The sequence below is a fragment of the Solwaraspora sp. WMMA2101 genome, from assembly GCF_049179175.1.
In the GTDB taxonomy this organism is placed as follows: domain Bacteria; phylum Actinomycetota; class Actinomycetes; order Mycobacteriales; family Micromonosporaceae; genus Micromonospora_E.
Map to the genome: position 1 here is coordinate 4625282 of NZ_JBMHMA010000006.1, position 25595 is coordinate 4650876.

The 25595-nt window shown below is 71.3% G+C and carries 24 protein-coding genes; 11 read left to right on the plus strand and 13 right to left on the minus strand.

The features are described from left to right. Positions 1-111 precede the first annotated feature (111 nt). The 4 genes from ACN28F_RS22050 to ACN28F_RS22065 form a co-directional block, all read right to left on the minus strand. Positions 112-1839 carry a family 43 glycosylhydrolase gene (locus tag ACN28F_RS22050; protein ID WP_421361475.1) on the minus strand — a complete coding sequence of 576 codons (1728 nt, stop codon included), beginning with the start codon at positions 1837-1839 and terminating at the stop codon, positions 112-114. A 429-nt stretch (positions 1840-2268) separates the two neighbouring features. Then, positions 2269-2595, minus strand: a complete 327-nt coding sequence (locus ACN28F_RS22055; protein WP_353850559.1) for a DUF397 domain-containing protein — start codon at positions 2593-2595, stop codon at positions 2269-2271. A 358-nt stretch (positions 2596-2953) separates the two neighbouring features. After that, positions 2954-3352, minus strand: a complete 399-nt coding sequence (locus ACN28F_RS22060) for a hypothetical protein (RefSeq protein ID WP_421359534.1) — start codon at positions 3350-3352, stop codon at positions 2954-2956. A gap of 46 nt (positions 3353-3398) precedes the next feature. Then, positions 3399-4286 (minus strand): helix-turn-helix domain-containing protein, encoded by an 888-nt coding sequence (locus tag ACN28F_RS22065; RefSeq protein WP_289209809.1) that lies wholly within the window; start codon positions 4284-4286, stop codon positions 3399-3401. A 77-nt stretch (positions 4287-4363) separates the two neighbouring features. Between ACN28F_RS22065 and ACN28F_RS22070 the strand changes: the two genes are divergently transcribed. Together ACN28F_RS22070 and ACN28F_RS22075 are read left to right on the plus strand one after the other, a co-directional pair. Further along, positions 4364-4570 (plus strand): hypothetical protein, encoded by a 207-nt coding sequence (locus ACN28F_RS22070; RefSeq protein ID WP_421359536.1) that lies wholly within the window; start codon positions 4364-4366, stop codon positions 4568-4570. Further along, positions 4554-5081 carry a hypothetical protein gene (locus ACN28F_RS22075; RefSeq protein WP_289209810.1) on the plus strand — a complete coding sequence of 176 codons (528 nt, stop codon included), beginning with the start codon at positions 4554-4556 and terminating at the stop codon, positions 5079-5081. The genes ACN28F_RS22070 and ACN28F_RS22075 overlap by 17 nt, the downstream gene beginning before the upstream one ends. A gap of 37 nt (positions 5082-5118) precedes the next feature. Here ACN28F_RS22075 and ACN28F_RS22080 read toward each other — a convergent pair whose 3' ends face one another. The 4 genes from ACN28F_RS22080 to ACN28F_RS22095 form a co-directional block, all read right to left on the minus strand. Continuing rightward, positions 5119-6126, minus strand: coding sequence for an ADP-ribosylglycohydrolase family protein (locus ACN28F_RS22080; RefSeq protein WP_421359537.1), 1008 nt, complete (start codon positions 6124-6126; stop codon positions 5119-5121). A 32-nt stretch (positions 6127-6158) separates the two neighbouring features. Beyond that, positions 6159-7016, minus strand: a complete 858-nt coding sequence (locus ACN28F_RS22085) for a class I SAM-dependent methyltransferase (RefSeq protein ID WP_421359539.1) — start codon at positions 7014-7016, stop codon at positions 6159-6161. Positions 7017-7086: 70 nt separating this feature from the next. Next, entirely contained in the window at positions 7087-7746 is a 660-nt protein-coding gene (locus ACN28F_RS22090; RefSeq protein ID WP_421359541.1) for a hypothetical protein, read from the minus strand. A gap of 14 nt (positions 7747-7760) precedes the next feature. Further along, complete coding sequence (locus ACN28F_RS22095) at positions 7761-8300, minus strand: SigE family RNA polymerase sigma factor (protein ID WP_289209814.1); 540 nt, start codon at positions 8298-8300, stop codon at positions 7761-7763. Between the two features lie 514 nt (positions 8301-8814). Here ACN28F_RS22095 and ACN28F_RS22100 point away from each other — a divergent pair. Next, positions 8815-9855 carry a glycoside hydrolase family 11 protein gene (locus ACN28F_RS22100; RefSeq protein ID WP_289209815.1) on the plus strand — a complete coding sequence of 347 codons (1041 nt, stop codon included), beginning with the start codon at positions 8815-8817 and terminating at the stop codon, positions 9853-9855. 190 nt (positions 9856-10045) lie between these two features. On the opposite strand, the gene ACN28F_RS22105 is transcribed toward ACN28F_RS22100, so the two are convergent. Further along, complete coding sequence (locus ACN28F_RS22105; RefSeq protein ID WP_289209816.1) at positions 10046-11245, minus strand: RtcB family protein; 1200 nt, start codon at positions 11243-11245, stop codon at positions 10046-10048. Between the two features lie 233 nt (positions 11246-11478). Continuing rightward, a complete protein-coding gene (locus ACN28F_RS22110) occupies positions 11479-12120 on the minus strand; it encodes a hypothetical protein (protein ID WP_289209817.1) in 642 nt (213 codons plus the stop codon). A 182-nt stretch (positions 12121-12302) separates the two neighbouring features. Here ACN28F_RS22110 and ACN28F_RS22115 point away from each other — a divergent pair, with 182 nt between their 5' ends. Next, positions 12303-13718 carry a GH1 family beta-glucosidase gene (locus tag ACN28F_RS22115; protein WP_289209818.1) on the plus strand — a complete coding sequence of 472 codons (1416 nt, stop codon included), beginning with the start codon at positions 12303-12305 and terminating at the stop codon, positions 13716-13718. A 167-nt stretch (positions 13719-13885) separates the two neighbouring features. Next, the gene (locus ACN28F_RS22120) at positions 13886-14875 is read left to right on the plus strand and encodes a sulfite exporter TauE/SafE family protein (RefSeq protein WP_289209819.1); all 990 of its coding nucleotides are present in this window, start codon (positions 13886-13888) and stop codon (positions 14873-14875) included. A gap of 3 nt (positions 14876-14878) precedes the next feature. Here ACN28F_RS22120 and ACN28F_RS22125 read toward each other — a convergent pair whose 3' ends face one another. Continuing rightward, a complete protein-coding gene (locus ACN28F_RS22125; RefSeq protein WP_289209820.1) occupies positions 14879-15745 on the minus strand; it encodes a DUF3152 domain-containing protein in 867 nt (288 codons plus the stop codon). 136 nt (positions 15746-15881) lie between these two features. Here ACN28F_RS22125 and ACN28F_RS22130 point away from each other — a divergent pair, with 136 nt between their 5' ends. From ACN28F_RS22130 to ACN28F_RS22145, 4 genes are all read left to right on the plus strand, one after another. After that, on the plus strand, positions 15882-18107 hold the full coding sequence (locus ACN28F_RS22130; protein WP_289209821.1) for a glycosyl hydrolase family 95 catalytic domain-containing protein: 2226 nt from the start codon (positions 15882-15884) through the stop codon (positions 18105-18107). 48 nt (positions 18108-18155) lie between these two features. Beyond that, a complete protein-coding gene (locus ACN28F_RS22135) occupies positions 18156-19181 on the plus strand; it encodes a FecCD family ABC transporter permease (RefSeq protein ID WP_289209822.1) in 1026 nt (341 codons plus the stop codon). Between the two features lie 19 nt (positions 19182-19200). Next, positions 19201-20262, plus strand: a complete 1062-nt coding sequence (locus ACN28F_RS22140; protein WP_289209823.1) for a FecCD family ABC transporter permease — start codon at positions 19201-19203, stop codon at positions 20260-20262. Between the two features lie 145 nt (positions 20263-20407). Next, on the plus strand, positions 20408-21439 hold the full coding sequence (locus tag ACN28F_RS22145) for an iron-siderophore ABC transporter substrate-binding protein (RefSeq protein WP_421359546.1): 1032 nt from the start codon (positions 20408-20410) through the stop codon (positions 21437-21439). Between the two features lie 114 nt (positions 21440-21553). Here ACN28F_RS22145 and ACN28F_RS22150 read toward each other — a convergent pair whose 3' ends face one another. Further along, the gene (locus ACN28F_RS22150) at positions 21554-22924 is read right to left on the minus strand and encodes a PQQ-binding-like beta-propeller repeat protein (RefSeq protein WP_421359548.1); all 1371 of its coding nucleotides are present in this window, start codon (positions 22922-22924) and stop codon (positions 21554-21556) included. Positions 22925-23029: 105 nt separating this feature from the next. On the opposite strand from ACN28F_RS22150, the gene ACN28F_RS22155 reads away from it, so the two are divergent. Together ACN28F_RS22155 and ACN28F_RS22160 are read left to right on the plus strand one after the other, a co-directional pair. Continuing rightward, on the plus strand, positions 23030-23722 hold the full coding sequence (locus ACN28F_RS22155) for a SanA/YdcF family protein (protein ID WP_289209826.1): 693 nt from the start codon (positions 23030-23032) through the stop codon (positions 23720-23722). 190 nt (positions 23723-23912) lie between these two features. Then, positions 23913-25010, plus strand: coding sequence for a cellulose binding domain-containing protein (locus ACN28F_RS22160; protein ID WP_289209827.1), 1098 nt, complete (start codon positions 23913-23915; stop codon positions 25008-25010). A gap of 67 nt (positions 25011-25077) precedes the next feature. Here ACN28F_RS22160 and ACN28F_RS22165 read toward each other — a convergent pair whose 3' ends face one another. After that, positions 25078-25590: a DinB family protein gene (locus tag ACN28F_RS22165; RefSeq protein ID WP_289209828.1), complete on the minus strand. Its 513-nt coding sequence runs from the start codon at positions 25588-25590 to the stop codon at positions 25078-25080. Between the last annotated feature and the right edge of the window lie 5 nt (positions 25591-25595).

Consider the following 25595-nt stretch of genomic DNA (forward strand, 5'->3'; position numbering starts at 1 on the left):
GGTAGGTCGCGGAGTTCCCGGGCCGGGGCGGTCGTCGGCGTCGACCGCCCCGGCCCGGGAACTCCGCTGGCTCATCGGGTCAGCTGGCCGGCCGGCCAGCTGACCCGGGGGTCAGCTGGCGGTGCAGGTGACGTTGCCCGGTGGCGGACCGCTGCTGCCGCCGGTCGACGCGATGAAGCCGGCGGTGGTGGACGACCCGGGTGCCAGCTGCCCGTTGTAGCTGGCATTGGCCACCGTCACCTGGGTGCCCTGCTGACTGAACGTGCCGCTCCAGCCCTGCGTCACCGTCTGCCCGGCGGGCAGGCTGAAGGTCACCCGCCAGCCGTCGATGGTCGCCGCGGTGCCGTTGGTGACCGTCAGCCGCCCTTCGTAGCCGCCCTGCCAGATGGCCGGGACCGTCACGGCGGCGGTGCAGGACGTTCCCGGATCGCCGGGCGTCGGGGGTGCGGTGGTCGGGGGTGCGGTGGTCGGGGGTGCGGTGGTCGGCGGCGTGGTCGTGGGTGGTGCCGTGGTCGGCGGCGGGGTGCCGCCGGTGGAGAACTGCCACCAGTCGGCGTTGAGCAGATACCCGCTGCCTCCGGTGAACCGCAGGTACAGGTCCTGGGTGCCGGTGGTACCGGTGACCGGGCAGCTGACCGTGGTCCAGGTCTGCCAGCCGCCGGTGCCGGGCACGGCGCAGGTGCCGACCCGGGTGCCGGTCGGGCCGCCCAGGCGAAGTTCGATGCTCCCGCCGCTGGAGCCGGAGGCGACCCGCGCCGTGAACGTGCTCGCCCCGGTGCCGAAGGCGACGCCCTTCACCTTGATGTAGTCGCCGTTCTCGAGCCAGCCGACGTTCATGGTGCCCTCGCTGGACGGCTCCGTCTCGATCCCGGCCGACCAGGCGACGGTCTCGGCCTCCTGCCGGACGTACGGGTTCAGGGTGCCGATCTGGGGAGCGCCGGCGGTCGTCATGTTCATCGTCGGGATCGTGCCGTCGGCACGGTAGCTGAACTTCTCCACCGCGACGGACCGGGTAAATCCGCCGCCGCCGGGCAGCGCCCGGTTGTGGTAGAAGAAGTACGACCCACCGGCGAAGTCGACGACACCGGGATGGTTGGTGAAGCTGGCGCCCTGCCGGGGCATGACCGTCCCCCGGTAGGTCCACGGGCCGGTCGGCCCTGGGGCCGTCGAGTAGCCGATGAACTCGGAGCAGCATTCGGCGGCGAAGACGTTGTAGTAGATCCCGTTGCGTTTGTAGACCCAGGGGCCCTCTTCGTACAGCGTTGGTCGGTCCGGATTGCCGGTACGGGTGCCGAAACCGGCCGTGGTCAACGGGATCCGGGTGGGGCTGCCCGAATACGAGATCATGTCGGCGTTGAGCCGGATGTACCACAGGTTGGGGTTTCCCCAGTAGAGGTAGGCCTGCCCGTCGTCGTCGATGAAGGCGTGCGGGTCGATCTCGCCGTTGGCCACCAACGGTCGGCCGAGGGCGTCGCGGAACGGGCCGGTCGGGCTGTCCGCGACCGCCACCCCGATGGCCATCGAGTTGGTCGCCCTGGCCTTCACCGGTACGTACCAGTAGAACTTGCCGTTGCGTTCGATGACGTGCCCGGCCCAGGCATCGGTGCTGGCCCAGCTGAACGTGGTCAGGCTCAGCGGCGAGCCGTGGTGGGTCCAGTTGACCATGTCCGCGGAGGAGAACAGTTGCCAGTCGCGCATCGTGAAATACGTCGAGCCGTCCTCATCGTGGCTGGTGTACAGGTAGACCCGATTGTCGGCCCGGGCCGGCGTGGCGACGAGGAACGTCGCCAGGCACAGCAGGCTCGTGACGACACCGACGGCACGGTTGCGTCTCGTGATAGTCACCGGGACTCCTTGGTGGAGCGTCGATGTGGGCGCGGAGATCGACCGGTACGACTGCCGGCGGACGGTGCCGGCCGTCGGGACCACTACCTGGTCGTATCGACAGGGGTGCCCGGACGCCATCGGGCGATGCCGTCGACGCGTACGGTCCGTCGGTCGTGACCGCGGTGCGTCGAAGCGTGCCCTCGCTCCCGCAGCCGAGGATAGCTGTTATCGATAACATCAGCAATCCATCGACGATGACCTGTCTTCTGTTGGAGTCGACGCGGCGCTGCGGGTGGGCTGTGGAAGGGGCTGGTCGGCCGGTACGAATTACCGATGTTTTCGCTAACACGGCACCGGGCCGGCGGTCGTGTCGGGTGGGTGCGGACGCACGACAAGGGCGCCCGCTCCGGGGTCGGGCGGGCGTTCGGGTGGCTCGGGGAGCTACCGCAGCGAGTGCAGCAAGCGTGTCCACTGTGGGTGGCCGAACCGCAGGGTCGCCGTGCGGCTCTTCGAGTCACGGACGTACACCAGGCGACCGTCGTGCGCGACCTCGACACACGCGTCACTGCCGCTGTAGGTGCTCGTCCGCCAGTTGACTGGTTGCGGTGTGCCTGCCACGGTCTCTCCCGACTTGTCGCGAGGGATCGACCCGCCGTGTGTGGGTGTCGACCCACGCATCATGATCCGGGTCGCCTGATGTGCTTGAGCCGCTCGGCATCGAGCAACCAAAGTATAGGCAGTCGCGTATATGTGTGCCATCGGGCACATCGAGATCAACTGGCGAATCGCGATTGATTGCGCGTCATGTCCAATTTGCAGGGGCTGAAAATGCTAACATCAGCTCCGCCTGGCCGCTGTTCGGCCGCGCTTGTGGTCCACCGCGACGCTGTTTGACCGGATCATGTGCAGGGTGAGGAGGGTGCCGGTGGCCGGTGACGACCCACGGATCGGTTCCGGTGCCGATGTCGGCCCATCGGCCGGTGCCGGCGATGGCGCTACGGTGGTGCCATCGCGACGCAGACTGTTGACGTACGCGGCCGTCGCGGCGCCACTGGTGGTCGGCCTCGCCGCCGCCGCCGGAGCCGGTGCCCGACTGATCGACGGGCGGGCCGAGTGGCCGGCGCAACTAGTGGTCGCCGGCGTACTGGTGATCGCCGCTGGTGGCGTGCTTCACCGCCTGGCCGTCCGCGCGGGGCGCGGTGGACCGTCGTGACAGTCGCCCGGCGACGGCCGGCAGCACCCGACTGGCAGTCGGCCACAGTCGCGCGCTGAAGTAGACGGCGACCAGCGTCACGGCGGTCCACGCCCACCGGGCGGGATGCAGCTGGAGATAGAGCACCACGGTCAACAGGCTCGTCATGGGCGTCGCGGTGAGCGCCACCGGCTGCCACTGCACGCGCAGGCGAAGCGCCGTGGGCAGGCCACGTACCGTAGCCCACGACGCCCGGCCAGCGTGCGTGCCCGGAACCAGGCCGGCAACGGTCGACGGTTCCATCTGCTCATCCGCCGGGCGTGAGGACGTCATCCGCGTTCCCCTTAGTCGACCTGGTCGCACCCGGTGCCACCAGTTGTCAGTTGTCGGCTGTCGGTGTCAGTTTCCGATTGCGCTGCATCTCTGCGATGAGCTCATCCATGACCTCGTTCAGCCGAGCCTTCGGCGTGGCGAGATCCTCGATCTGGAAATACTTCTCGATGTAGACCGCAGCGGATTCACCGCTGAGTGTCTGCGCGGTGGCCGACTCGAGGTAGACCAGGTCGTCGTCGGCGGGGTCGGGGAAGTCGAGAATCGAGAACGGGCCCTGCATCCCAGGGTGCTCACCGGCGCTGAACCGCACGATCTGGATCGAGATGTTCGGCTGCGCGTTGAGGTCCTTGAGCTTCTGCAGTTGCCGGACCATTACGCTCGGCTTGCCGACCGCCCGGCGGACCGCGGCCTCGTCCATCAGGCAGGAGATCTCCGGCGGGTCGTCACGGGTCAGCAACTCCTGGCGTTCCATCCGGGCCTGGAGGATTCGATCGACGTCCCGGTCCGACCGCGACGGCGGGGAGTAGGCCCGGATGATCGCGCGGGCGTACTCCTCGGTCTGCAGCAGGCCGGGGATCAGCAGCGGCTCGAACTGGCGGATCCGGGACGCGGAGCTCTCGTAGCCGAGGTAGAGCATCAGTGCGGGGCTCAGTACGTCCCGGTACGACGACCAGGTCTGGTGCTTGGCGGTGCGGGCCATCCCGACGAGTTGCTCGACGAGGTCGGGATCGGTCACCTCGTAGTGGGCGAGCAGGGCGCGCAGGTCGCTGACCGCGATGCTCGACTCACCGGTCTCGATCCGGATGAGCTTCGACGTCGACCAGTCCAGCTCCCTGGCCACGTCCTTCTGGGTCAACTGCCGAGTCTGCCGGAAGTCGCGCAGCTGGATCCGCAAGCGGCGACGCTGCACCTCGGGATCAGCACTCTTGATCATCGCGGTTCCCCTAAGATCAACTAATGTGTGATGTAGCACCAGGTTAGCTGTCCCATCACCGGATCGCACTCAGCGACATGGTGGAGCATGGCGTCTCCTGGCGCTGGCACGCGCAGGAAAAGCGTCTCTTTACGCTCAAATCAGGGCACGAACAGCCGCCGACCCATCACATCGCTCTGCACTATCTGAGAATCTGCGACATCGCAGAAGACTCGCTCGTCTTCGGAGACATTGCCGAAGGTGGCGTACGGTCGTTACCGTTGGCCTATGAGCCGGCAGCATGACGTCACCGTGGACCCGCCGCATGGCGCTGTCGCGGACCAGCCGCAGCCGGTCGGGCAGGACAGCGGCAACCTCGGTCGGAAGCTCGTGGTGCTCGCGGTCGGCGGGATGCTGGTCGGCCTGGCCATCACCGTCGCGGTCGACCGGGAGCAACCAACCGCCAGCTCATCCTGGGTCAGCACGATCCTGCTGCTCCTGGCGGTGGTCATCGCCGCCGGCGCCGGATCGTTGATCACCCGCACGGTGGCGGTCACCGGCCAACGGGCCCAGCGGGCAGCGGTCGAGCTCGGACAGGCCTCGCACACCCTGGACGACGCCCGGCGGGAGGTCGAGGCGGCCACGGTCGACGGTGCCGCCCCGACGGTCCAGGCCGAGGTGGACGCCGTCGCCCGCCGACTCGACGGCCTGAACGAGGAGCTCACCGCCCTGCGCCGATCGGGTAACCGCACCGCCTGGGCGACCTTCCTGCTCGGCACCCTGCTCGGCGTGGTCACCCAGGTCACGCTCGGTTGACCGCCGACCGGCTCACGCCCAGGCCCGGCTGACCGGCTCAGTCCCAGGCCCGGCCCAGGGCACGCAGTTGGTCGGCGTACTCGATGCGGTCCGACCACGACGACGGCCAGGCCGCCATGCCGTACGCGGCACCGACGAACGCCCCGGCCAGACAGGCGATCGAATCCGAGTCCCCGGTGGTCGCCGCGCCCCGGGCCAGCGCCCCCACCGGGTCGTCGGCGTGCCACAGGGCGCACAGCAGCCCGGTGGCCAGCGCCTCCTCGGCGATCCAGCCCTCCCCGGTCAGCCGGCAGGCGTCACCGCCGTCGTCCCCGGCGGCGAGTGCCGCGTCGAGCCGGTCCAGTGCTGCCAGGCACTCGTCCCAGCCCCGTGAGATGAACCCGGTCGGACTGTCCACGCCGGGCCGCTGCCACAACGGGCCGAGCCAGTCGACCCGGTAGACCTCCCGCTGCCGGTGACAGTGCTCCCGCAGCGCCGCCGGCAGGTCGGCCAACGGCGTACCGGTGCGAAGCAGTCGGACCGCGACGGCGGTCAACTCACTGGCGGCCAACGCGGTCGGATGCCCGTGGGTCAACCCGGCCTGCAGTTGGGCCAGCCCGGCAACGGTGTCGTCGTCGTAGCCGGCGACCAGGCCGACCGGGGCGACCCGCATGTTCGCCCCGCAGCCCTTCGAACCGGCGACGGTCGCCTGCTGCCACGGCACCCCGGTGGACAGTTCGCCACAGGCCCGCAGGCAGGTCATCCCCGGTGCCCGGTCGTTGTCCGGGCTGGCCGCCCAGGCCAGGAACCGGGCCCGCAGCAGCGGCTCGACCACCTGCGGCGTCGCCGTCGGGGCGTCGTGCAACGCCCAGCCGACCGCCAGCGTCATCTGGGTGTCGTCGGTGACCAGCGCCGGCTCGCCGACCAGCTCGCGCGGGCCGGTCGGGCCGTACCGCTGGCGGATCTCGGCGGCCTGCATGAACTCGGTCGGCTTGCCGAGCGCATCACCGTACGCCAGCCCGAACAGACACCCCGACGCCCGGTCCGCCGTCGCCACACCACTCACCGCGCTACCTCCCCGCCCCGACCGCCGGCAGCCTAACCGGCATGGTCAACAGCGGCACCGGCCGCAGCGAGGTCGACGACGGTGCCGGCCGCGACGGTGCCGGCGGCGAGCAGATGTGCGCTGGCACCGAGCAGCGCCGGCTCGTGACCGTAGATCCGGGCGAGGGCGAGCGCGTGGTCGAACACCACGTCCGCGTCCGGAGCGTCGGCCGATGCCTCGGCCGCCGTCCATCCGGGGCCTTCGATCCCCTGTACGGTGACCCGCGTCAGGCCGGCGGCCTGCAGCTCGCCGGTCAACTCCTCGACCCGGTGGAAGTAGGCGACGGTGAATCCGATCCCGGGGTCGTTGCGCCCGTCGGCGGCCAGCGCCCGCGCCTCAGCTGCCATCGTGTCGCTCCACCGGCGGGTGGCGGCGAAGTGCAGTGGTCCGGCGAACCGGGAGATCGCAGCGGCCACCACCAGGCCTCCGGGTCGGGTGACCCGCACCGCCTCGGCCAACGCGGTCCGCCGGTCCGCCGGCTCCGGCAGGTGGTACAGCGGCCCGAGCAGCAGCGTCACGTCGTACGCGTCGTCCGGCTCGGGCAGCGCGCGGGCGTCGGCGACCGCGGCGTCGATCGCAGGCCGGCCGGCGCGGGCCTGCGCGACGTGCGCCGGGACCAGGTCCAGCAGCCGGACCCGGTGACCGGCGGTGACCAGCCGGCGGGCGTACGCACCGTCGGCACCGCCGACGTCGAGGATCCGGGCCGGAGCCGCCGGCAGCAGTTCGTCGAGCAGTTCGCAGGTGCGCCGCCACTCCAGGCGGTTGCACGGGCGCGACCGCAGCCGCTGGTCCTCCCGGTACCGGAACGTGTAGTAGTCGACGATGGTCGCCGTCGATGCGTTGTCGGCCATCGACTCATCATCGGCGAGCGCCGGCGCACCGGCGACGTAATATCCCGCCGGCACCTGCCGCCCGTGGAGGTCAGCCGTGGGTGATCTTGGCATCCTCGTGTACGTGGACGCCGGCGGCGAACTCGACGATCTCGGCCTCGGTCCAGTTCAACCCGTCCCAGAACTGGACGGTCAGGTAGCGATCAGGGCCCACCTCGACGAAGAGGGTGCCGGGATGGGTGGTGTCGCGCATCGTGGCCAGAATCCCCGGTCGACCGGCCACCTGCACCTGGCTGCTGACCACGTCGGTCGGCACGAACTCCTGCAGCCAGAGGCAGATCTTCCCGACACAGCTGCGGACATTCTGATCTGCCGCGTCGGTACTGGCCAGGACCACTGTCCATTCGTCCTGGCCCTGCACCTGCCAGCCGTCCGGCACCCGGTCGAGGGTGAAGCCACTCGGCTGCTCGCCGGTGTAGGCGACGAGCTGGGTGATCGCTCCACCGCCGGTGCTGACGCGGCCGGGATCGCCTCCGGGACCGTCGCCGGGCCGGTCGAGAACGGCTGCCGGCAGGGCCAACGCGGCGGTGAGCACCGCGGCCACGGCGACCGCGGAGCCGGTGACCAGTTGAGCGGTACGGCGACGGCGCAGCGCACGCCGCCCCCGGGCAAGGTCGGCGTCGAGCATGGTCGGCGTCGGCGGGGCGACCGGCCCGGCGATCGCCTGGAGACGGGAGTGCAGGTCAGTCATTGGTCGAACACCTCTCAGAAGGCCGCAGGCAGGCTGGTGGTGGGGGAGGAGAGCCGGTGGCCGTCGGCGCTGCCGAGTGCGGCGCGCAGCCGGTCCAGTCCACGGGCGGTCTGGCTCTTGACCGTGCCCTGCGAGCAACCGAGCGCCTCGGCGGTCTCGGCCACGTCGAGATCGTGGAAGTAGCGGAAGACGATCGCGGCGCGCATCCGTGGCGGCAGCGCGCGCAGCGCACCGCGCAGCCGCTCGTCGGGGCCGCCGTCGCCCACCGGTGAGTACGCGTGTTCGGGCAGGTCGGGTGTTGTTCTCTCGCGGCGCCGCCAGGGTCGTCGCCACTCGTCGCGCAGGGTGTTGACCAGTGTCCGGTAGACGTACCCACCGGGGTTGCCGGATCGTCGGAAGGCCGGCCACGACACGTACAGCTTGGTCAGTGCCGACTGGACCAGATCCTCGGCGAGATGCGGGTCGCCAGCGGTCAACAGCGTCGCGGTCCGGACCAGATCGGTACGCCGGGCCAGGACGAAGTCCCGGAACTGCTCGTCACGCTCGCTGCTCAAGAGGGTCTCCTTCCGCCGTGACACCCTAGTGACGGAACCGGCCGCCGAGAGGTTGCACGGGCGAGCCGGGTGGCCGTACGAGGTTGCACGGGCGGGCCGGGTGGCCGCCGCAAGGTTCCGGAACTCTTCCGGAACCTTGACCGACATCGACCGGGCCACGTGATCGCCCAGCCGAGGTGGAGGCTGCTGCCCGTCGGATCGCCCGCCGGTACTGGACAGTGGGAACGCCTCGCTCACGCAGGGTCTGTCGGTCGACGGTGTTTCCGTAATGTTTCCGAAAGTCGTTGACGAGTCGGTCGATGGACCAATACTCTCGGCCATCGACAGTACTCAATCACTGTCGATGCCACCCCACGGCGATCCACTCCGACCGGTCGGGCAGCACGACCGGTCCCCTCACCACCACCGCGTGGTGCGACGCCGATGACCGGGGCCGTCACCTGGCCGCGGGGAGCTGTCGGGTCGTACCGCATCGCTGGCCTCCTGCCAGCCGTCACGAGAAGGACGCGACTACATGAACGACATCCCCACCACCCGGAGGCGCCGCGGTCGTCTGCGGCTGCTCCTCGGTGCCGCCTGCGCCGCGGCGCTGGTCGCCGGCGGTCTGGTGATCGCCCCCAGCGCGCACGCCGAGGCCGACCGGTACCTCAGCTCGAACCAGACCGGCACGCACAACGGATACTTCTTCTCGTTCTGGAAGGACAGCGGCAACGCCAGCATGACGCTGCGCGAGAACGGCCGCTACTCCAGCTCGTGGGACCGCAGCACCAACAACTGGGTCGGCGGCAAGGGCTGGGCCACCGGTACCCGCCGGACGATCAGCTACTCGGGCAGCTACAACCCGGGCAACAACAACACCTACCTCGCCCTGTACGGGTGGACGCGTAACCAGCTCATCGAGTACTACGTGGTCGAGAACTTCGGCAGCTACAACCCGAGCAGCGGCGCCACCCGGATGGGTTCGGTCACCACCGACGGCGGCACCTACGACATCCTGCGCAGCCAGCGGGTCAACGCGCCGTCGATCGACGGCACCCAGACGTTCTACCAGTACTGGAGCGTCCGGCAGCAGAAGCGCACCGGCGGCACCATCACCACCGCGAACCACTTCGACGCCTGGGCGCGTGCCGGCATGCAGCTCGGCTCCAACCACAGCTACCAGGTGATGGCGACCGAGGGCTACCAGAGCCAGGGCAGCTCCGACATCACCGTCTGGGAAGGCGGCACCGGCAACCCCGGTCCCAGCCCCACCGGCAACCCGGGGAACCCTGGCAACCCGGGTAACCCGGGTCAGAGCAACTGCACCGCCGTTCTGTCGGCCGGTCAGCAGTTCGGCGACCGGTTCAACCTCAACGTCTCGGTCCAGAATGTCAGCAACTGGACGGTCACCCTCAGCCTGCACGGCGGCCAGAGCCTGCAGAACAGCTGGAACGCTGCGGTCAGCGGCACTACCGGAAACATCACCGCCAGGCCGAACGGCAGCGGTAACAACTTCGGTGTGACGATCATGCACGGGGGCAACTGGACGTGGCCTACGGTCACCTGTCGAACATGATGACCCTGACCGACTGAGGAACGAGACATCCCGTACGTGAGCGGGCCGACCCTGCTGGGGGGTCGGCCCGCTCCGCGCTGCGTACCACCGGCACCGCCTGCTCCCCGGCGATCTTGCGCTTATCGTGGAACAAAGTGGACAAATACTCTCGATAAGCGCAAGATCGTCGGGAAGGGGGGTGGGTCAGCGGTCAGCCCTTGACGCAGACCACCTGCCGCAGGTGGGCCACCACCTCGACCAGGTCGGCCTGCTCGGCGATCACCTGGCCGAGATCCTTGTACGCCGCCGGAATCTCGTCGACCACGCCGGCATCCTTACGGCACTCCACACCGGAGGTCTGCGCTGCCAGGTCGTCGACGGTGTAGGTCTTTTTCGCCTTCGACCGCGACATCCGCCGACCGGCACCGTGCGACGCCGAGCAGTACGCCGCCTCGTTGCCGAGACCACGCACCACGTACGAGCCGGTACCCATCGACCCGGGGATGATGCCGAGCTCACCGCGCCCGGCCCGGATCGCCCCCTTGCGGGTCACCAGCAGCGGCACCCCGTCGTAGGTCTCCTCGGCCACGTAGTTGTGGTGGCAGGAGATCGGCTCGTCGAAGCGGGCCGCCGGCACCGCCCCACGCAGCACCCGGCACAGCAGCGCCAGCATGATCGCCCGGTTGCGGGCCGCGTACTCCTGGGCCCAGGTCAGATCCCGCCGGTACGCGGCCATCTCCGGGGTGTCGGCGAGGAACACCGCCAGGTCCCGGTCCGGCAGGCCGGCGTTGTGCGGCAGCGTGCGGGCCACCGCGATGTGCCGCTCGGCCAGCTCCTTGCCGATGTTGCGGGAGCCGGAGTGCAGCATCAGCCAGACCCGACCGGCGTCGGCACCGCCCTGCTCGACACAGACCTCGATGAAGTGGTTGCCGCCACCGAGGGTGCCCAGCTGGCGCTGCGCCCGTGACTCCAGCGCGGCGACCCCGGAGTGCAGGCCGGTGAACCCGGACCAGAACCGGTCCCAGCCGGCGGTCGGCAGCCCGTGCACCCGGCGCGGGTCGACCGGGTCGTCGTGGGCCTGGAATCCGACCGGGATGGTGGCCTCGATGGCGTTGCGCAGCGCCCCCAGGTCGTCGGGCAGTTGCGCGTCGGTCAGGTTGGTGCGTACCGCCGACATGCCGCAGCCGATGTCGACGCCGACCGCGGCCGGGGCCAGTGCCTGACGCATCGCGATCACCGAACCGACGGTGGCACCCTTGCCGTAGTGCACGTCGGGCATCACCGCGACGCCGTGCACCCACGGCAGCGCGCCGATGTTGCGCAGTTGCTGGCTGGCCTGCGGCTCGATGGTCGACGGATCGGTCCAGACCTTGACCGGGGCCCGGGTGCCGGACAGCAGGGTGGGACTCATGGGGACTCCCGTGAGTGGACGGTGTGGGACGGCGACGGCCACCGGCACCGGCATCGCCGGGCTGGTCGGTGTGCGGGCGCCGCAGCGGACGGAGCAGGCTCAGCCGCGTGCAGCGGCGGCGGGTTTCGCCAGTTGGCGCATCGGTGGCTCCTCGTCACTCGCTGTGCGGTCCACGCTAGGCGGGTACGGTCGACGGCCGCAACCGGTTTGATCGCTGCGGCTCGCCGCCAGGATCACGGCCGGCGTCGCGGGTCGGGGGCGATCAGCACCTCGGCGCCGATCGGGATGAAGCCGGCGGCCAGGAAGGCACGCAGGGATCTCGCATTGCCCGGGGCGACCGCGGCGAAGACCGGCTCACCGGCCGGCACCAGGGTCAGCGCGTCGGCGAGCAGCGCCCGGCCGGTCCGCCGGGCGGGTCGGGTCACCTCGATGCTGAGCTCCCGGCGGCCGGCCAGCCCGTCGGCGAGGGTGACCACGCCCCGGTCGTCGCCGTACGCGACGACCCGCTGGCGCAGCCGCCGCGCCCGGCGTACCCGTGGATGTTCCGCCAGGTCGTCGCGGGCAACGAGCCGGTCGGGCCCGCCGTCGGCGCCCCGGCCCCGGGCGACCAGGGTGACGTCGAGACTGTCCAGCCAGCCCTGCGGGCCGGCAAGCCAGCGCAGGAAATCGGGGGCGTGGGCACCGCCGAATCCGTCGGGGGAGTGGGCGAGGACCTGCGCCGGCGGTACGGCGGTCGCGACGATCGCGTACCCGGTGAGGGCCAGGACGCACTCCCAGCCGCCGGGCAGTGCCCCGGTGACGTCGACGCCGCCGGTGTCCGCCGGGAAGTCGCCGTCGACTGCCCGGTGCAGGACGGCGAGCAGCGGGTGGACCACGTGTCGACGATATCCGCGCTGACATGTACCGGCTGAGCCGGCTGGCACCGGGGCGCCGACGGCGCCGTGTCCGAGGTCACCTGGGTCGGACGGCGGATCCGGGGCCGGTACGCAGGCGGTCGGCAGGCATCCTGGGAGCCGAACAGCTCGAGATCGTGCTCAGCGCGTAAGGGGAGTCCCACATGTCAGCATCCGTACCGTCCGGTCGCACCTTCCCGGGAACCTTCCTCTGGGGGACGGCGACCGCGTCGTACCAGGTCGAGGGGGCTGCCGCTGTCGACGGCCGGACGCCGTCGATCTGGGACACCTTCGCGCACACCCCCGGCCTGGTCACCAACGGCGACACCGGCGACGTGGCCTGCGACCACTACCACCGGCTGGAGGCGGACCTGGACCTGCTGGCCGACCTGGGTGTCGGTGCCTACCGGTTCTCGATCTCCTGGTCGCGGGTGCTGCCGCACGGCGGCAGCCAGCTCAACCGCAAGGGTGTCGACTTCTACTCGGCGTTGATCGACGGCCTGCGGGCCCGGGGCATCGCGCCGGTGGCCACCCTCTACCACTGGGACCTGCCGCAGGAGCTGGAGGACGCCGGCGGCTGGCCGCACCGGGACACCGCGCAGCGCTTCGCCGAGTACGCCGGCCAGATGGGGGAGGTGTTCGGTGACCGGGTGCACACCTGGATCACCCTCAACGAGCCGTGGTGCTCGGCGTACCTGGGTTACGGCTCCGGGGTGCACGCGCCGGGGCGGACCGAGCCGGCCGCCGCGCTGGCCGCCGTACACCATCTCAACCTGGGTCACGGTCTGGCGGTACGGGCGTTGCGCGCCACCATCGACCCGGCGGCGCAGGTCAGCGTGACGCTGAACCTGCACCACGTCCGGGGCGAGTCGGCGGCCGACGCCGAAGCGGTACGCCGGATCGACGCCCTGGCCAACCGGGCGTTCCTCGGCCCGATGCTGGACGGTGCCTACCCCCGGGACCTGATCGACGACACCGCCTCGGTGACCGACTGGGCGTTCGTGCGGGACGGGGACGAGGCCGCCGCGCACGCGCCGCTGGACCTGCTCGGGGTGAACTACTACAACCCGGTGCTGGTACGGCAGTGGGACGGTGTGTCGCCCCGGTCGACCGCCGACGGCCACGCCGACGGTGCCGCGTCGCCGTGGATCGGGGTGACCGACGTCGAGTTCGTCGCCCAGCCGGGCCCGTACACCCAGATGGGCTGGAACATCGACGAGACCGGGTTGACCGAGTTGCTGCTGCGGCTGCACCGCGACTACCCGGGGCTGCCGTTGATGATCACCGAGAACGGGGCGGCGTTCGACGACGTGGTCGACCCCGACGGTCGGGTGCACGACCCCCGGCGGATCGACTACCTGCACCGGCACCTGACCGCGGTGGCCGAGGCGATCGAGGGCGGGGCGGACGTGCGGGGCTACTTCGTGTGGTCGCTGATGGACAACTTCGAGTGGGCGCGGGGCTACGCGAAGACGTTCGGCATCGTGCACATCGACCGCGAGACGCTGCGGCGGACCTGGAAGGAGAGCGCGCACTGGTACCGCCGGGTGGTCGCGGCGAACGCGCTGCCGGCGGCCTGAGGCGAACGCGCTGCCGGCGGCCTGAGGCGAACGCGCTGCCGGCGGCCTGAGCCGGACGCGCTGCCGGCGGACTGACCGGGAATCGACCTGATCCGGTTTACCTATCGCCTTGATAATCCCGATCGACAAGCTAGACATTGCCGGTCCGGTCCGGCACCCTCGGTGGGGTGGACTGGGTGTTGGTGCTCGCCGGCTGCGGCATCGGGATCATCGTCGGGCTGACCGGGATGGGCGGCGGGGCGCTGATGACCCCGATGCTGGTCATCTTCTTCGGCGTCCCGCCGCTCGCGGCCGTCTCCAGCGACCTCGTGGTCAGCGCGGTCATGAAGCCGGTCGGTGGGCTGGTGCACATCCGACGTCGGACCGTGCACTGGTCCCTGGTCGGCTGGCTCTGCCTGGGCAGCGTGCCGTGCGCCTTCGCCGGCGTCCTGCTGCTGCGGGCGCTCGGTGACGGCGAGAGCCTGCAGCACGGGATCAAGGTGGCCCTCGGGGTGGCCCTGCTGCTGGCCGCCGCCGGCCTGGTCTTCCGCACCTACACCCGGATGGTCGAGCACGCCGCCCGCCGCCGGGCGGTCGCCGCCGGCACCGAACCGGCGGTCGCCGCCCCGGCTGAGGCCCCGCTGAAGGCCCGCCCGCTGCCCACCGTGGCGATCGGCGCGGTCGGCGGGCTGATCGTCGGGATGACCAGCGTCGGCTCCGGCTCGCTGATCATCATCGCGCTGCTGATGCTCTACCCGCTGCTGCGCCCGGCGTTCCTGGTCGGCACCGACCTGGTGCAGGCGGTTCCGTTGGTGATCGCCGCAGCCATCGGCCACCTGCTCTTCGGCGACTTCCGCCTCGACCTGACCGCCTCGCTGCTGCTCGGCGCGGTACCGGGGGCGTGGATCGGTGCCCAGCTCTCCTCCCGGGCCCCGGGTGGGCTGGTCCGCCGGGCGCTGACCCTGGTCCTGCTGGCCAGTGCGCTCAAGCTGCTCGGCACCCCGGACATCGCCCTGCTGGCGCTGCTCGTGGTGGTCGTGGTCGCCGGCTCGGTCGGCTGGATGGCCGCCCGCCGCCGGCACGGGCTGCCCGCCCTGGCCCGTACCGAACTGCGGATGTCGCCGCCGGCCGACGACCGGTCCGCCGAACCGGCGCGGGTCGGTAGCGGCGGCCCGTGACGGTCAGGACGGCCGCCAGGGGCCGCTGACGAACCGGCCGTCGACGTCGAACGGGTACGGGTTCGGCAGGCAGCCACCCAGGTCGGTCGTCTGCAGCCCCATCACCGGGGCCAGTTGGCCCGCGCCGGCGCACCCCATGTGGTCGAAGCCCAGGTAGTGGCCGACCTCGTGGTTGATCACACTGGTCTGGTAATCGTCGATGGTCACCGGGTAGCCATCGGCCCCCTGCAGCCACCGGCGCAGGTTGATCATGATCGTGGTGCCGGTCCGGCAGGAGAAGACGCCGGCGGTGTCCAGCCCGGCCCGGCCGCACAGCCGGTCGACGGTCTGCGGGGTGGCCAACCGGATCCGGACGTCGTAGCGGTCCCCGCCGACCCGTCGGAACGACCAGGACGCCTGGTTCAGCCCGACGCTGCGGTCGGTCACCGGGTGGAACCCCGACTCGGTCCAGCCCTGCGACGCGGCGAGGATGCCGTCCACCCGGTCGGCGAACCGGCTCACCGTCCACGGCTCCAGGTCGCCCCAGTCGATGTCCCGCTCGACCTCCACCCGGTAGGTGACGATCCGGGTGCCGATGCCGATCCGGCCCGGCGACCCGGCGGCGGCGTCGAAGCTGCCGGCACCGGAGCGGGGGATCGCCGAGTCCGGTGGTGTCGTCGGCGTCGGGCTGGGGGTGGGGCTCGGTGGTGCGGTGCTCGGTGGTGCGGTGCTGGGCGCGCCGTCGCTGGGGGCGGCCTGGCCGCCCGCCGCGCCCGGTGCCGGCTGCCACACGGGCGTCGCGGGGGCGGTTCCGCATCCGACCAGGACGCCGGCAGCCAGCAGCGCCGCCAGCAGTCCGGCGGTCGTGCCCCGATTTCGACCGATGTGCACCGATATCACTCCCCTCGGTGACGTCAGGCCACCTCATCACAGAACGGATCCGGCGCCGCAACCGGTGAGTGCACAGGTCCAGATGGCAGGAACACTAGGCGGTTGCCGTGTGGCGGACGTTGGCTAAGGTCGATCGGTGCACCGGATCGAGGACACCGCGCCAGCGGCCCGCTGGGAGGACGCCTTCCTCACCGGCAACGGCGAGTACGGGCTGATGGTGCACGGCGACCCGGTCGCGGAGCGGATCGTGGTCAACCACCACCGGTTCGTGCTGCCCAACGGCACCCGCGACCGGCGGCCACCGGAGCTGGCCGGCGTCATCGAACAGGTCCGCGAGCTGATCCTGGCCGACCGGCGGGCCGAGGCCGGCCGGCTGCTCGCCGACGGGCGACAACTGGAGTGGACCCAGTCCTACCACCCCGGGTACGCGTTGACCATCGACAGTGTCGCCACCCGTGCCGACCCGTCGCCACCGGCCGACTACCGGCGTACCACCGATTTCGCCACCGGCGAGGTCAGCGCGACCTGGGACGGCGACCGCGCCCGGCGGGCCTTCGTCTCCCGCGCCGACGCCGTCGCGGTGGTCGCGCTCGCCGCCGGGCCGTGCCTGCTCGGCGCGACCGGCGACCTGCCCGGCCGGCCGGTCGCCGTCGGCTACGACGTCGCCGCCTACCGGCACGACGGGTACGCCGTCCTGCGGGTCCGGGGCAGCTACCCGCCCGGACTCGGCGCGTACGGGTTCGAGGGGCTGACCCTGGTGGTCGGCGACACCGAGATCGTCGGCGACCGGATCCGCATCGGCGGGGACGCGCTGACGCTGACCGTGCTCGACCGCTACGACACACCAGGCTGGGGCACGGCGGCGCTGCACGCCCGGCTGACGGCGCTCGCCGGCGACGACTACGACCGGCTGCTGCGACGCCACGTCGCGCTGCACGCACCGATGTACCAGCGGCTCGACCTGCGGCTGCGCGTCGACGACACCGACCGGCACCATCCGGTCGGCCAGCTGCTCGACGCCCAGCGCGCCGACGACCAACGACTGTCACCGGTGCTGCTGGAGCGGCTGTTCCACGCCGGCCGGTACCTGCTGATCAGCTCCAGCGGTGTGCTGCCGCCCCGGCTGACCGGCCTCTGGCTGGCGTCCTGGGACGCGGCCTGGGCCGGTGACTTCACCACCGACGCCAACCTCAACCTGCAGATGGCCGGGGCCGCGATCGGCGCCCTGCCGGAGGTGACGGCGGCGTACCGGCGGCTGATCGCCGGCCAGGTCGACGACTGGCGGCGCAACGCGCGGGCGGTGTACGGCGGCCGGGGCCTGCTCGCCCCCGGCCGCACCGACGGCGAACACGGCCACCTGTTCCACTTCTGCGACGAGTGGCCGTGGCCGGCCTGGCTGCCCGGAGCCGACTGGCTGCTGTACCCGCTCTGGGAGCATCACCTGGTCACCGGGGAGCCGCTGGGCGCGGCCGCCGGGTGGCTGGTCGAGGCGGCCGAGTTCTTCGCCGACTTTTTGACCCGGGTCGACGACGACGGGGGGTTCGTGTTCGTGCCGTCGTTCTCCGGCGAGACCGGTCCGCTCGATGAGAACGACCAGCCGGTCTACCTGGCGGTCAACGCGACGATGGACATCGCCGCCGCCCGGCACGCGATGGGCCTGGCCGGCGCGCTGACCGGGTCGCCCGAGTGGGCGGAGCTGGCCGCACGGCTGCCGGAGTACCTGGTCGACGACCGGGGAGCGCTCGCCGAATGGGCCTGGCCCGGCTACCGGGCCGACGACGACCACCGGCACGTGAGCCATCTCTACCCGGTGTGGCCGCTGCACGAGATCACCCCGGACGGCACGCCGGAGCTGGCCCGCGCGGCGCACCGGGCGCTGGCCGTACGCGGTGACGAGAACCTTTCCGCGCACGGCAGCCTGCACCGGGCGCTGGTCGCCGCCCGGCTGCGCGACGCCGACGGGGTCGCTGCCAACCTGCGGAAGATCATTTGTGCGGACATGTTCTTCCGGTCGCTGATGAGCGCGCACAACCCGGGGCTGCAGACGTACAACGCCGACGCGGCGCACGCGCTGCCCGGCGTACTGATCGAGGCGCTGGTCGACTCGCGGGTCGACCCGGCGGACGGGTCGGTGGCCCTGCACCTGGTGCCGGCCTGGCCGGCGCAGCTGCCCGGCGGCACCCTGCGGGGGGTCACCTGCCGGGGGCGGATCACCGTCGAGGAGCTGACCTGGAACGCGGCCTCGGTGCGGGTCCGACTCCGCTCGGCGCTCACCCAACGGGTCACGGTCACCAGCCCGTACGGGGTGCTGCCGGTCGACCTGCCCGCCGACGAGCCGGTGACCCTGGACCTGCATACTTAGGGAATGCTTACCTCACCTCGGCGCGGTCGAGGTGAGGTCGACGACTCCTTGGTTACCGAAAGTCGGCGACGATTCACCATCGGTCGAAGGCTCGGTGGCCTGCTGATCGCCGTCGCGCTGCTGGCCGGCACCATCTTCGCCAGCCTGGCCCTCGGGGCCCGCGACATCGCCCTGCCGATCGTGCTCGACGCACTGGCGCACCGGGATCCGACCATCGCCGACCACGTGGTGATCTGGGATCTCCGGCTGCCCCGGACCGTGATCGGGCTGCTCGCCGGGGCGGCCCTCGGCCTGTCCGGCGCGCTCATGCAGGGGCTCACCCGTAACCCGATCGCCGACCCCGGGCTGCTCGGCGTCAACGCCGGGGCGTCCCTCGCCGTCGTCGTCGCGATCACCTGGCTCGGCATCGGCACCACCGTCGGCTACATCTGGTTCGCCTTCGCCGGGGCCGCACTGGCCGCACTGGCCGTCTACGGCGTCGGCTCGATGGGGTGGGGCGGCGCCACCCCGGTGAAACTGGCCATCGCCGGTTCCGCGTTGACCGCGGTCCTCACCTCGCTGATCACCCTGGTGCTGCTGACCAACCTGCAGACCCTGGAACGCTACCGGTTCTGGCAGGTCGGCTCGCTGGTCGGGCGGGACCTGTCCGCCGCCCGTACGGTGCTGCCGTTCCTGGTCGTCGGCGCCGTGCTGGCGGTGGCCTCCGGCCGGCTGCTCAACGCGCTCAGTCTCGGCGACGACGTCGCCCACGGGCTCGGGCAGCACGTGGTCCGCGACCGGGCGTCGATCCTGCTGGCGACCGTGCTGCTCTGCGGGTCGGCGACCGCGCTCGCCGGCCCGATCGTCTTCGTCGGTCTGGTCGTGCCGCACGCCGCCCGCTGGGCCACCGGGCCCGACTACCGGTGGATCCTCGCCTACAGTCTGCCGCTGGGCGCGGCCCTGCTGCTGGCCGCCGACGTGGTCGGCCGGCTCGTCGCCCTGCCCGGCGAGGTCGAGGCCGGCCTGGTCGCGGCGTTCCTCGGCGCTCCGGTGCTGATCGCCCTGGTCCGCAAGGCCCGGATGGCCGCGGTATGAAGGCATGGATGGCTGTGGAATGACCGTCACCGGAACCCGCCACGCCGAGGGGGAGTGGCCGGCGCTGCGCCGGCTGCGCTGGCGTCGCCGCGTCCGGGCCGCCGTGGTGGTGTCGACGCTGGTGGTGGTCGCGCTGCTGTTGGCGGCGCTCAGCCTCAGCCTCGGCTCCTACCGGGTCGCGCCCGACGATCTGCTGCGCACCCTCGCCGGGCAGGGCACCGGCCGTGACGAGTTCATCATCCTCGACCTGCGGCTGCCTCGGCTGATCGCCGGGATCCTCACCGGGGCGGCGTTCGGCCTCGCCGGCGGGATCTTCCAGACCGTGCTGCGCAACCCGCTGGCCAGCCCGGACATCATCGGCGTCACCGGTGGCGCCAGTGTCGCGGCGGTGGCCGCGCTGACGATGTTCGGTGTCGGCAGCCTGGGTGTCTCGGTCGCGGCGTTCGTCGGCGCGACCGGTACGGCGACCGCCGTCTACCTGCTGTCCTGGCGGAACGGACTGACCGGATACCGGTTCGTGCTGGTCGGCATCGCCGCCGCGTTCATGGCCCACGGAGCGCTCGGCTACCTGCTGACCCGGGGCGAGGTACGCGAGGCGCAGACCGCACTGGCCTGGATGGTCGGCAGCCTCGGCGCCGCCCGGTGGCCGGAGATCGTCGTCCTGGCGGTGACCCTGGCCGTGCTCGCCATGGTGCTGTTGGTGGCGCGGGCGACGCTGGAGCTGCTGCAGTTCGGCGACGACACCGCCACCGGGCTTGGCGTACGGCTGGAACGCGGCCGGATCGTGCTGCTCGTGGTCGCGGTGACGCTCGCGGCGGTGGCGACGGCGACGACCGGTCCGATCGCGTTCGTGGCCTTCGTCGCCATGCCGATCGCTCGGCGGTTGATGCGCTCCGGCGCTCCGGTGCTGCTGCCGGCCGCGCTGGTCGGCGTGGTCGTGGTGACCGGCTCGGATCTGATCGCCCAGCATCTGCTGCCCGGCAACGTGAAGGCACCGGTCGGCATCGTCACCGCGGTGCTGGGGGGCCCGTACCTGCTGTGGCTGCTGGCCACGACGGGCCGGGAGGGGCGCGGGGCCTGATCGTGCGCCGGGACGGGCGCGGGGCCTGGTCCGGTACGGGCCGGTATCACGGCTGGGTAACCGCGATTACAAAGGCTAGCCAAACCTAACTTACCCATGGTTGCATGGGTCGACTCGCGGACCGACCGCGCCTGTAGGAGAGACAGTGAACAGCAGAATACTCAGCCGCGTCCTTGTCGCCGTACCGCTCGCCCTGACCCTGGGCCTGGCCGCCTGCTCTTCCGGCGACGACTCCACCGGCGACACCGACAACGGTGGCGGCACCGCCGGTTTCCCGGTGACCGTCTCGCACGCGTTCGGCGAGACCACCATCTCCGACGCCCCGACCCGGGTCGTCGCGTGGGGCTGGGGCAGCGCCGACGCGGCCATCGCCCTCGACGTGGTGCCGGTCGCCATCCCGTTCCAGAGCTACGGCGGCGATGCCAACGGTGTACTGCCGTGGATCGCCGAGAAGCTCGACGAGATCGGTGCCGAGGTGCCCACCGTTCTGCCGGACGCGCAGGAGCCGCCGTTCGACGAGATCGCCGCCGCCGAACCCGACCTGATCCTCGCCGTCTACTCCGGCATCGACCAGGAGCAGTTCGACCTGCTCAACAAGATCGCGCCGACCGTCGCCTACCCGGACGAGGCGTGGGCCACCCCGTGGCGCGACCTGATCACCACGGTAGGTACCGCGCTCGGCAAGAGCGCCGAGGCGCAGGCGCTGCTCGACGACATCGACGCCCAGATCGCCACCAAGGCACAGGAGAACCCGCAGCTGGCCGGCAAGAGCGTCGCGATGGTCTGGGACTCCGCCGACACCTTCTACGTCTACAAGGAAGCCGACCCGCGGGTGGAGTTCGCCCTCGATCTCGGCATGACCGGCGCCCAGAGCGTCAACGACCTCGGCACCGACGAGTCGACGTTCTACTTCACCATGAGCTACGAGCAACTCGACCAGCTCACCTCGGACGTCCTGGTCTCGTTCGCCACCACCCAGGAGGAGCAGGACGCCTTCCTGGCCTCGCCGGCCGCGCAGACCATGCCGCAGGTTCAGTCCGGGGCGGTCGCCTCGCTGGTCGGGGCCGAGTTCATCGCCTCGGTGTCGCCGCCGACCGCGCTGTCGGTGACCTGGGGCCTCGACGACTACGTCGCCGCCCTCGCCGCCGCCGCGGAAAAGGTCGACGCCGCCTCCTGACCGCTCCCTTTCCCGCCCCCTTTCCCGACGATCTTGCGCTTATCGAGAGGATATGTCGTATTCGTCCAACGATAAGCGCAAGATCGTCGGGATCTTGGAGGGCGTGGTCGGGGGTCAGAGTTGGTAACGCCAGATGGTGATGCCATCGGCGCCGCTGCGGCAGACGATCGTGGCCTCGTCGGCGACACATCCGCCGACCGGTCCGGGCGCGACCCCGACGAGACGTAACACCTGGGTGGTGGGGGTGAGCACGGCGAGCCAGGCCGGGCCGTCCTCCACCGGCTGGCGGTAGCCGACGAACGTGGCATCGCCCCGCCCCTCCAACTCGGTGTACCACGCGCTCATCGGCAGCAGCGTCCGCCCGGTCGCCGGGTCCACGATCCGCCCACTGCCCGCCCCGGCCCCGCTGGTACCGCCGCTGCCACCGCTGGCGCCGGAGCCGCCGTCCGCCGCCGGCACACCCGCCACGCTGTACGCCACCAGATAGCTGTCGAAGTCGACGACCAGGTCCGCGTCGATGCGCCACACCAACTCGCCGGTCAGCGGATCGACCGCCTCGATCTGGGCCCCGGCCGGGAAACAGATCAGCTCGCCACACTCGGTGATCCGGCCGGGCCCGTACGGCACCGGCCGCTGCCAGAGCTGCCGCAACGTCGTGGGGTCGTAGCCGACCATGCCCAACTGGCCGCCATTGGACTGGCGCATCACCAGGGTGCCGCCCATGCTGTCCGGCCGGGACACCGCACCCAGTTCGGCGGTACGCCGTACCGCGCCGGTGCGCCCCTCGCGGACCTCGGCCCGCCCGTCGGCGCCGACCAGCAGCACCTGACCGGCTGCCCCGGCGAGCACCTCGGTCGAGGCAGCCAACCCGGTGCTCCACAACTCGTCGCCGCTGCCGACGTCGACGGCGACCAACGTCGACGGGACGCCGGTGGACTCACCCGGCTCCGGGAGCAGAGCGGTGCGGCCGTCGTCGGTCAGCACCAACCCGTCCGGGGCGACCCACCGGGTCTGCCCGGTGGCGGCGTCCAGGACCATCGTCGCCCCGGCGCCCGGCGTGGAGCGCGGATCCACGAGCACCACGTCACCGGTACGGCGTACCTGGCGCAGCCGCCAGCTCGCCGCGTGCAGCGGTACCGTCCAGAGCAGATCGCCGGCGGGGATCGCGTACGCCGAGAGCTGCCACGTCGTGGTCGAGCCCTGGGCGGCGGCCGAGGTGACCAGCAGTCGGTCCCCGGCGAGCACGATGTCGCGGGCCTTCACCTGGTGCGCGGCGACCGGGACCAGCAGCGGGCCGTCCGGCGGCGCGGCACCGGTCAGCCCGAGCAGCATGGCCAGGCCGGCCAGTACGGCGTACGGGCGCGCCCGGCGCACGGGCGACCAGCCGCCAGCTGCCGGGCCCGACGGTCGCCGCCGCCACCAACCACCGGCCGTCGTCGGCGGCGGTGCCTGCGGCTCGCGGGTCAGGCCCAGCTCGATGACCATGCGTTCCACACTTCTCTCTGCCGCTGCGGGTGTCCAGCATCCCGGGTGCCTGGACCGGGATGTCCGCGTCGGGGCGCGACGGAGCCCGTCGACAATACTTACGGGATGGACGACGCCCCGGCTCATCAGTCCCGACGCTCACGTTGGCTGCGCCGCAAGTTTCTTCTCGTCGCCGTGGTCGCGGTCGCGGCGGCGCTGCTGGTCACCGCCAGCGGGTACTGGATCCGGGCGTCGGCCGCCGCGCACGTGTACGACCTGGCGGACGTGCCGGCCGCGCCGGTGGCCCTGGTCCTCGGCGCGCAGGTCCGCCCGGACGGTACGCCGTCGGAGTTCCTTGCCGGCCGGTTGGAGGTGGCCCGGCGACTGGTCGAAGCCGGTCGGGTGCGGGCGGTCCTGGTCTCCGGGGACCACCGCGAATGGGACTACGACGAGCCGGGCGCGATGCGGCGCTGGCTGATCGAGCGGGGCGTGCCGGCGGAGCGGATCGTGCAGGACCACGCCGGCCTGGACACCTACGACTCGTGCCTGCGGGCACGGCAGGTCTTCGGCGTACAGCAGGCGATCGTGGTGACACAGAGTTTCCACATCGACCGGGCGGTGACGGTCTGCCGGCGGGTCGGCGTCGACGCGGTCGGCGTCGGTGACGACTCGGTACGCCGCTTTGAGCGGGCCTGGCGGTGGGGGGCGTTCCGGGAGCGGCTGGCGGCGGTCAAGGCCGCGTACGACGTGCTGGTCGGCCGGGAGCCGGCGCTGCCCGGACCTCGTGAGACCAGCCTCGACGACGCCCTGCGCAACTGACGGCGCGACCTGCCGGTGCTGCTGCCGGTGAACGTGCCCGCTGGTGAGTCGTACTCCTGCCTTTCTGCTGTGCTGTGCCGCTCGGCGCAGGGTGCCGGCCGTTCGTCGCCGGACCGTCGGGACGCGTCGCTGCACTCCACAGGAAAGCGTCTACATTCACGATCTTAGATGTTTTCGGAAGGAGTTCTTCATGACCGTGTCCATTCGTCGATGTACGGCGGTGTTGGCGGCCGTGCTGCTCGCGGCGGCCACCTTGCTGGTCGGCAACAGCGGCCACGCCCAGTCGGCCACCCCGGTCCGGGTGATGCCGCTCGGTGACTCGATCACCGACGGTTTCAACGTGTCCGGTGGCTACCGCATCGACCTGTGGCAGAAGTTCCAGGCCGGCGGCCACTCGGTGGACTTCGTCGGCTCCCAGTCCAACGGGCCGGCCAGCCTGCCCGACCGCAACCACCAGGGCCACTCCGGCTGGCGCATCGACCAGATCGACGCCAACATCGTCAACTGGCTCCGGGCGTCGAACCCGCAGACGATCCTGCTGCAGATCGGCACCAACGACATCACCCAGAACCGTGACCTGCCGAACGCCCCGAACCGGCTCGCCGCGCTGATCGACAAGATCACCACCAACGCACCCGACGCGTACCTGTTCGTCGCCACGATCATCCCGGCCGGCTTCGCCGACGCTCAGATCCGCAGCTTCAACGCGGCCATCCCGCAGATCGTGCAGAGCCGGGCGAACGCCGGCCGCAAGGTGCACCTGGTGAACATGTACGCCGCGCTGACCACCGCCGACCTCGCCGACGGCGTCCACCCGAACGCCACCGGGTACGGCAAGATGGCCACCGCCTGGTACAACGCGCTGACCGCCGTACCGGGCAGCCTCAACCCGGGTGGGGTCACCCCGTCGCCGTCCACGCCGGGGCCGACCACCACGCCGGACACCTCGCCCGCGCCGTCCACCCCGCCACCGGTGACGACCCCACCACCGGGCAACGGCGGCTGTACGGCGGCCGTCACGCTAAATCAGTGGAACGGCGGCTTCGTCGCCACCGTACGGGTGACCGCCGGCTCCGCCGGCACCAACGGCTGGACCGTCGCGATGACCCTGCCCGGCGGGGCGGCCGTCACCAACGCCTGGAACGCCGACCGTAGCGGCAACAGCGGGGCGGTCCAGTTCCGCAACGTCAGCTACAACGGCAGGATCGCCGCCGGGCAGTCGACCGAGTTCGGCTTCCAGGGCACCGGCAGTGGTTCCGGCATGACCCCGTCCTGCACCGCCAGCTGACCTGACACGTTCGTACCGGTGTGGGTGGCCTACCGTCCCCCGTCACGCACACCGGCGGGTCGGCAGGTCAGTAGTAGCCTTTGCGCCCGTCCAACAGTTCCCGGATGACGTCGAGGTGACCGGCGTGCCGACCGGTCTCCTCGACCATGTGGATCAGCATCCAGCGCAGCGACGCCGCCGCCGAGCGGAAGTCCGGGTGCCGGCCGGTCTGCTCCAGCGGATGCGCGGCGACGATCTCGTTGGAGATGGCGCACTGCCGCTCGTAGTCGGCGAGCAGCTGGGCCAGCGGCACACCGTCGACCAGCATGTCGGCGTCCTCACGGGTCTCGTCGAACTGCGGCCCGTCGGCCGGTCCGCCGAGGAACAGCACCTCGAACCAGGTGTGTTCCACCCAGCGCAGGTGCGAGACGATCCCGGCGACGGTCATCAGCGGGGACGACGGCAGCAGCGGCCGGTGGGCGTCGTCGTCCGACAGCCCTTCGCACTTGAGGTGCACGATGGCGCGTTGCAGGTCGAGCCAGCCGACCAACTGGGTGCGCTCGTCGGCATCGAACGGCGGCCGGACGCGTTCAGGTGTCATGCGCG

What these genes read in the sequence shown, in the direction of transcription:
- ACN28F_RS22105 (WP_289209816.1), bottom strand. Translation starts at nt 11,245, where the DNA reads ATGAGTCCCACCCTGCTGTCCGGCACCCGGGCCCCGGTCAAGGTCTGG.
- ACN28F_RS22090 (WP_421359541.1), bottom strand. Translation starts at nt 7,746, where the DNA reads ATGACTGACCTGCACTCCCGTCTCCAGGCGATCGCCGGGCCGGTCGCC.
- ACN28F_RS22155 (WP_289209826.1), top strand. Translation starts at nt 23,030, where the DNA reads ATGGACGACGCCCCGGCTCATCAGTCCCGACGCTCACGTTGGCTGCGC.
- ACN28F_RS22055 (WP_353850559.1), bottom strand. Translation starts at nt 2,595, where the DNA reads ATGTGCCCGATGGCACACATATACGCGACTGCCTATACTTTGGTTGCT.
- ACN28F_RS22070 (WP_421359536.1), top strand. Translation starts at nt 4,364, where the DNA reads ATGGTGGAGCATGGCGTCTCCTGGCGCTGGCACGCGCAGGAAAAGCGT.
- ACN28F_RS22085 (WP_421359539.1), bottom strand. Translation starts at nt 7,016, where the DNA reads ATGGCCGACAACGCATCGACGGCGACCATCGTCGACTACTACACGTTC.
- ACN28F_RS22065 (WP_289209809.1), bottom strand. Translation starts at nt 4,286, where the DNA reads ATGATCAAGAGTGCTGATCCCGAGGTGCAGCGTCGCCGCTTGCGGATC.
- ACN28F_RS22060 (WP_421359534.1), bottom strand. Translation starts at nt 3,352, where the DNA reads ATGACGTCCTCACGCCCGGCGGATGAGCAGATGGAACCGTCGACCGTT.
- ACN28F_RS22115 (WP_289209818.1), top strand. Translation starts at nt 12,303, where the DNA reads ATGTCAGCATCCGTACCGTCCGGTCGCACCTTCCCGGGAACCTTCCTC.
- ACN28F_RS22100 (WP_289209815.1), top strand. Translation starts at nt 8,815, where the DNA reads ATGAACGACATCCCCACCACCCGGAGGCGCCGCGGTCGTCTGCGGCTG.
- ACN28F_RS22075 (WP_289209810.1), top strand. Translation starts at nt 4,554, where the DNA reads ATGAGCCGGCAGCATGACGTCACCGTGGACCCGCCGCATGGCGCTGTC.
- ACN28F_RS22140 (WP_289209823.1), top strand. Translation starts at nt 19,201, where the DNA reads ATGACCGTCACCGGAACCCGCCACGCCGAGGGGGAGTGGCCGGCGCTG.
- ACN28F_RS22150 (WP_421359548.1), bottom strand. Translation starts at nt 22,924, where the DNA reads ATGGTCATCGAGCTGGGCCTGACCCGCGAGCCGCAGGCACCGCCGCCG.
- ACN28F_RS22160 (WP_289209827.1), top strand. Translation starts at nt 23,913, where the DNA reads ATGACCGTGTCCATTCGTCGATGTACGGCGGTGTTGGCGGCCGTGCTG.
- ACN28F_RS22165 (WP_289209828.1), bottom strand. Translation starts at nt 25,590, where the DNA reads ATGACACCTGAACGCGTCCGGCCGCCGTTCGATGCCGACGAGCGCACC.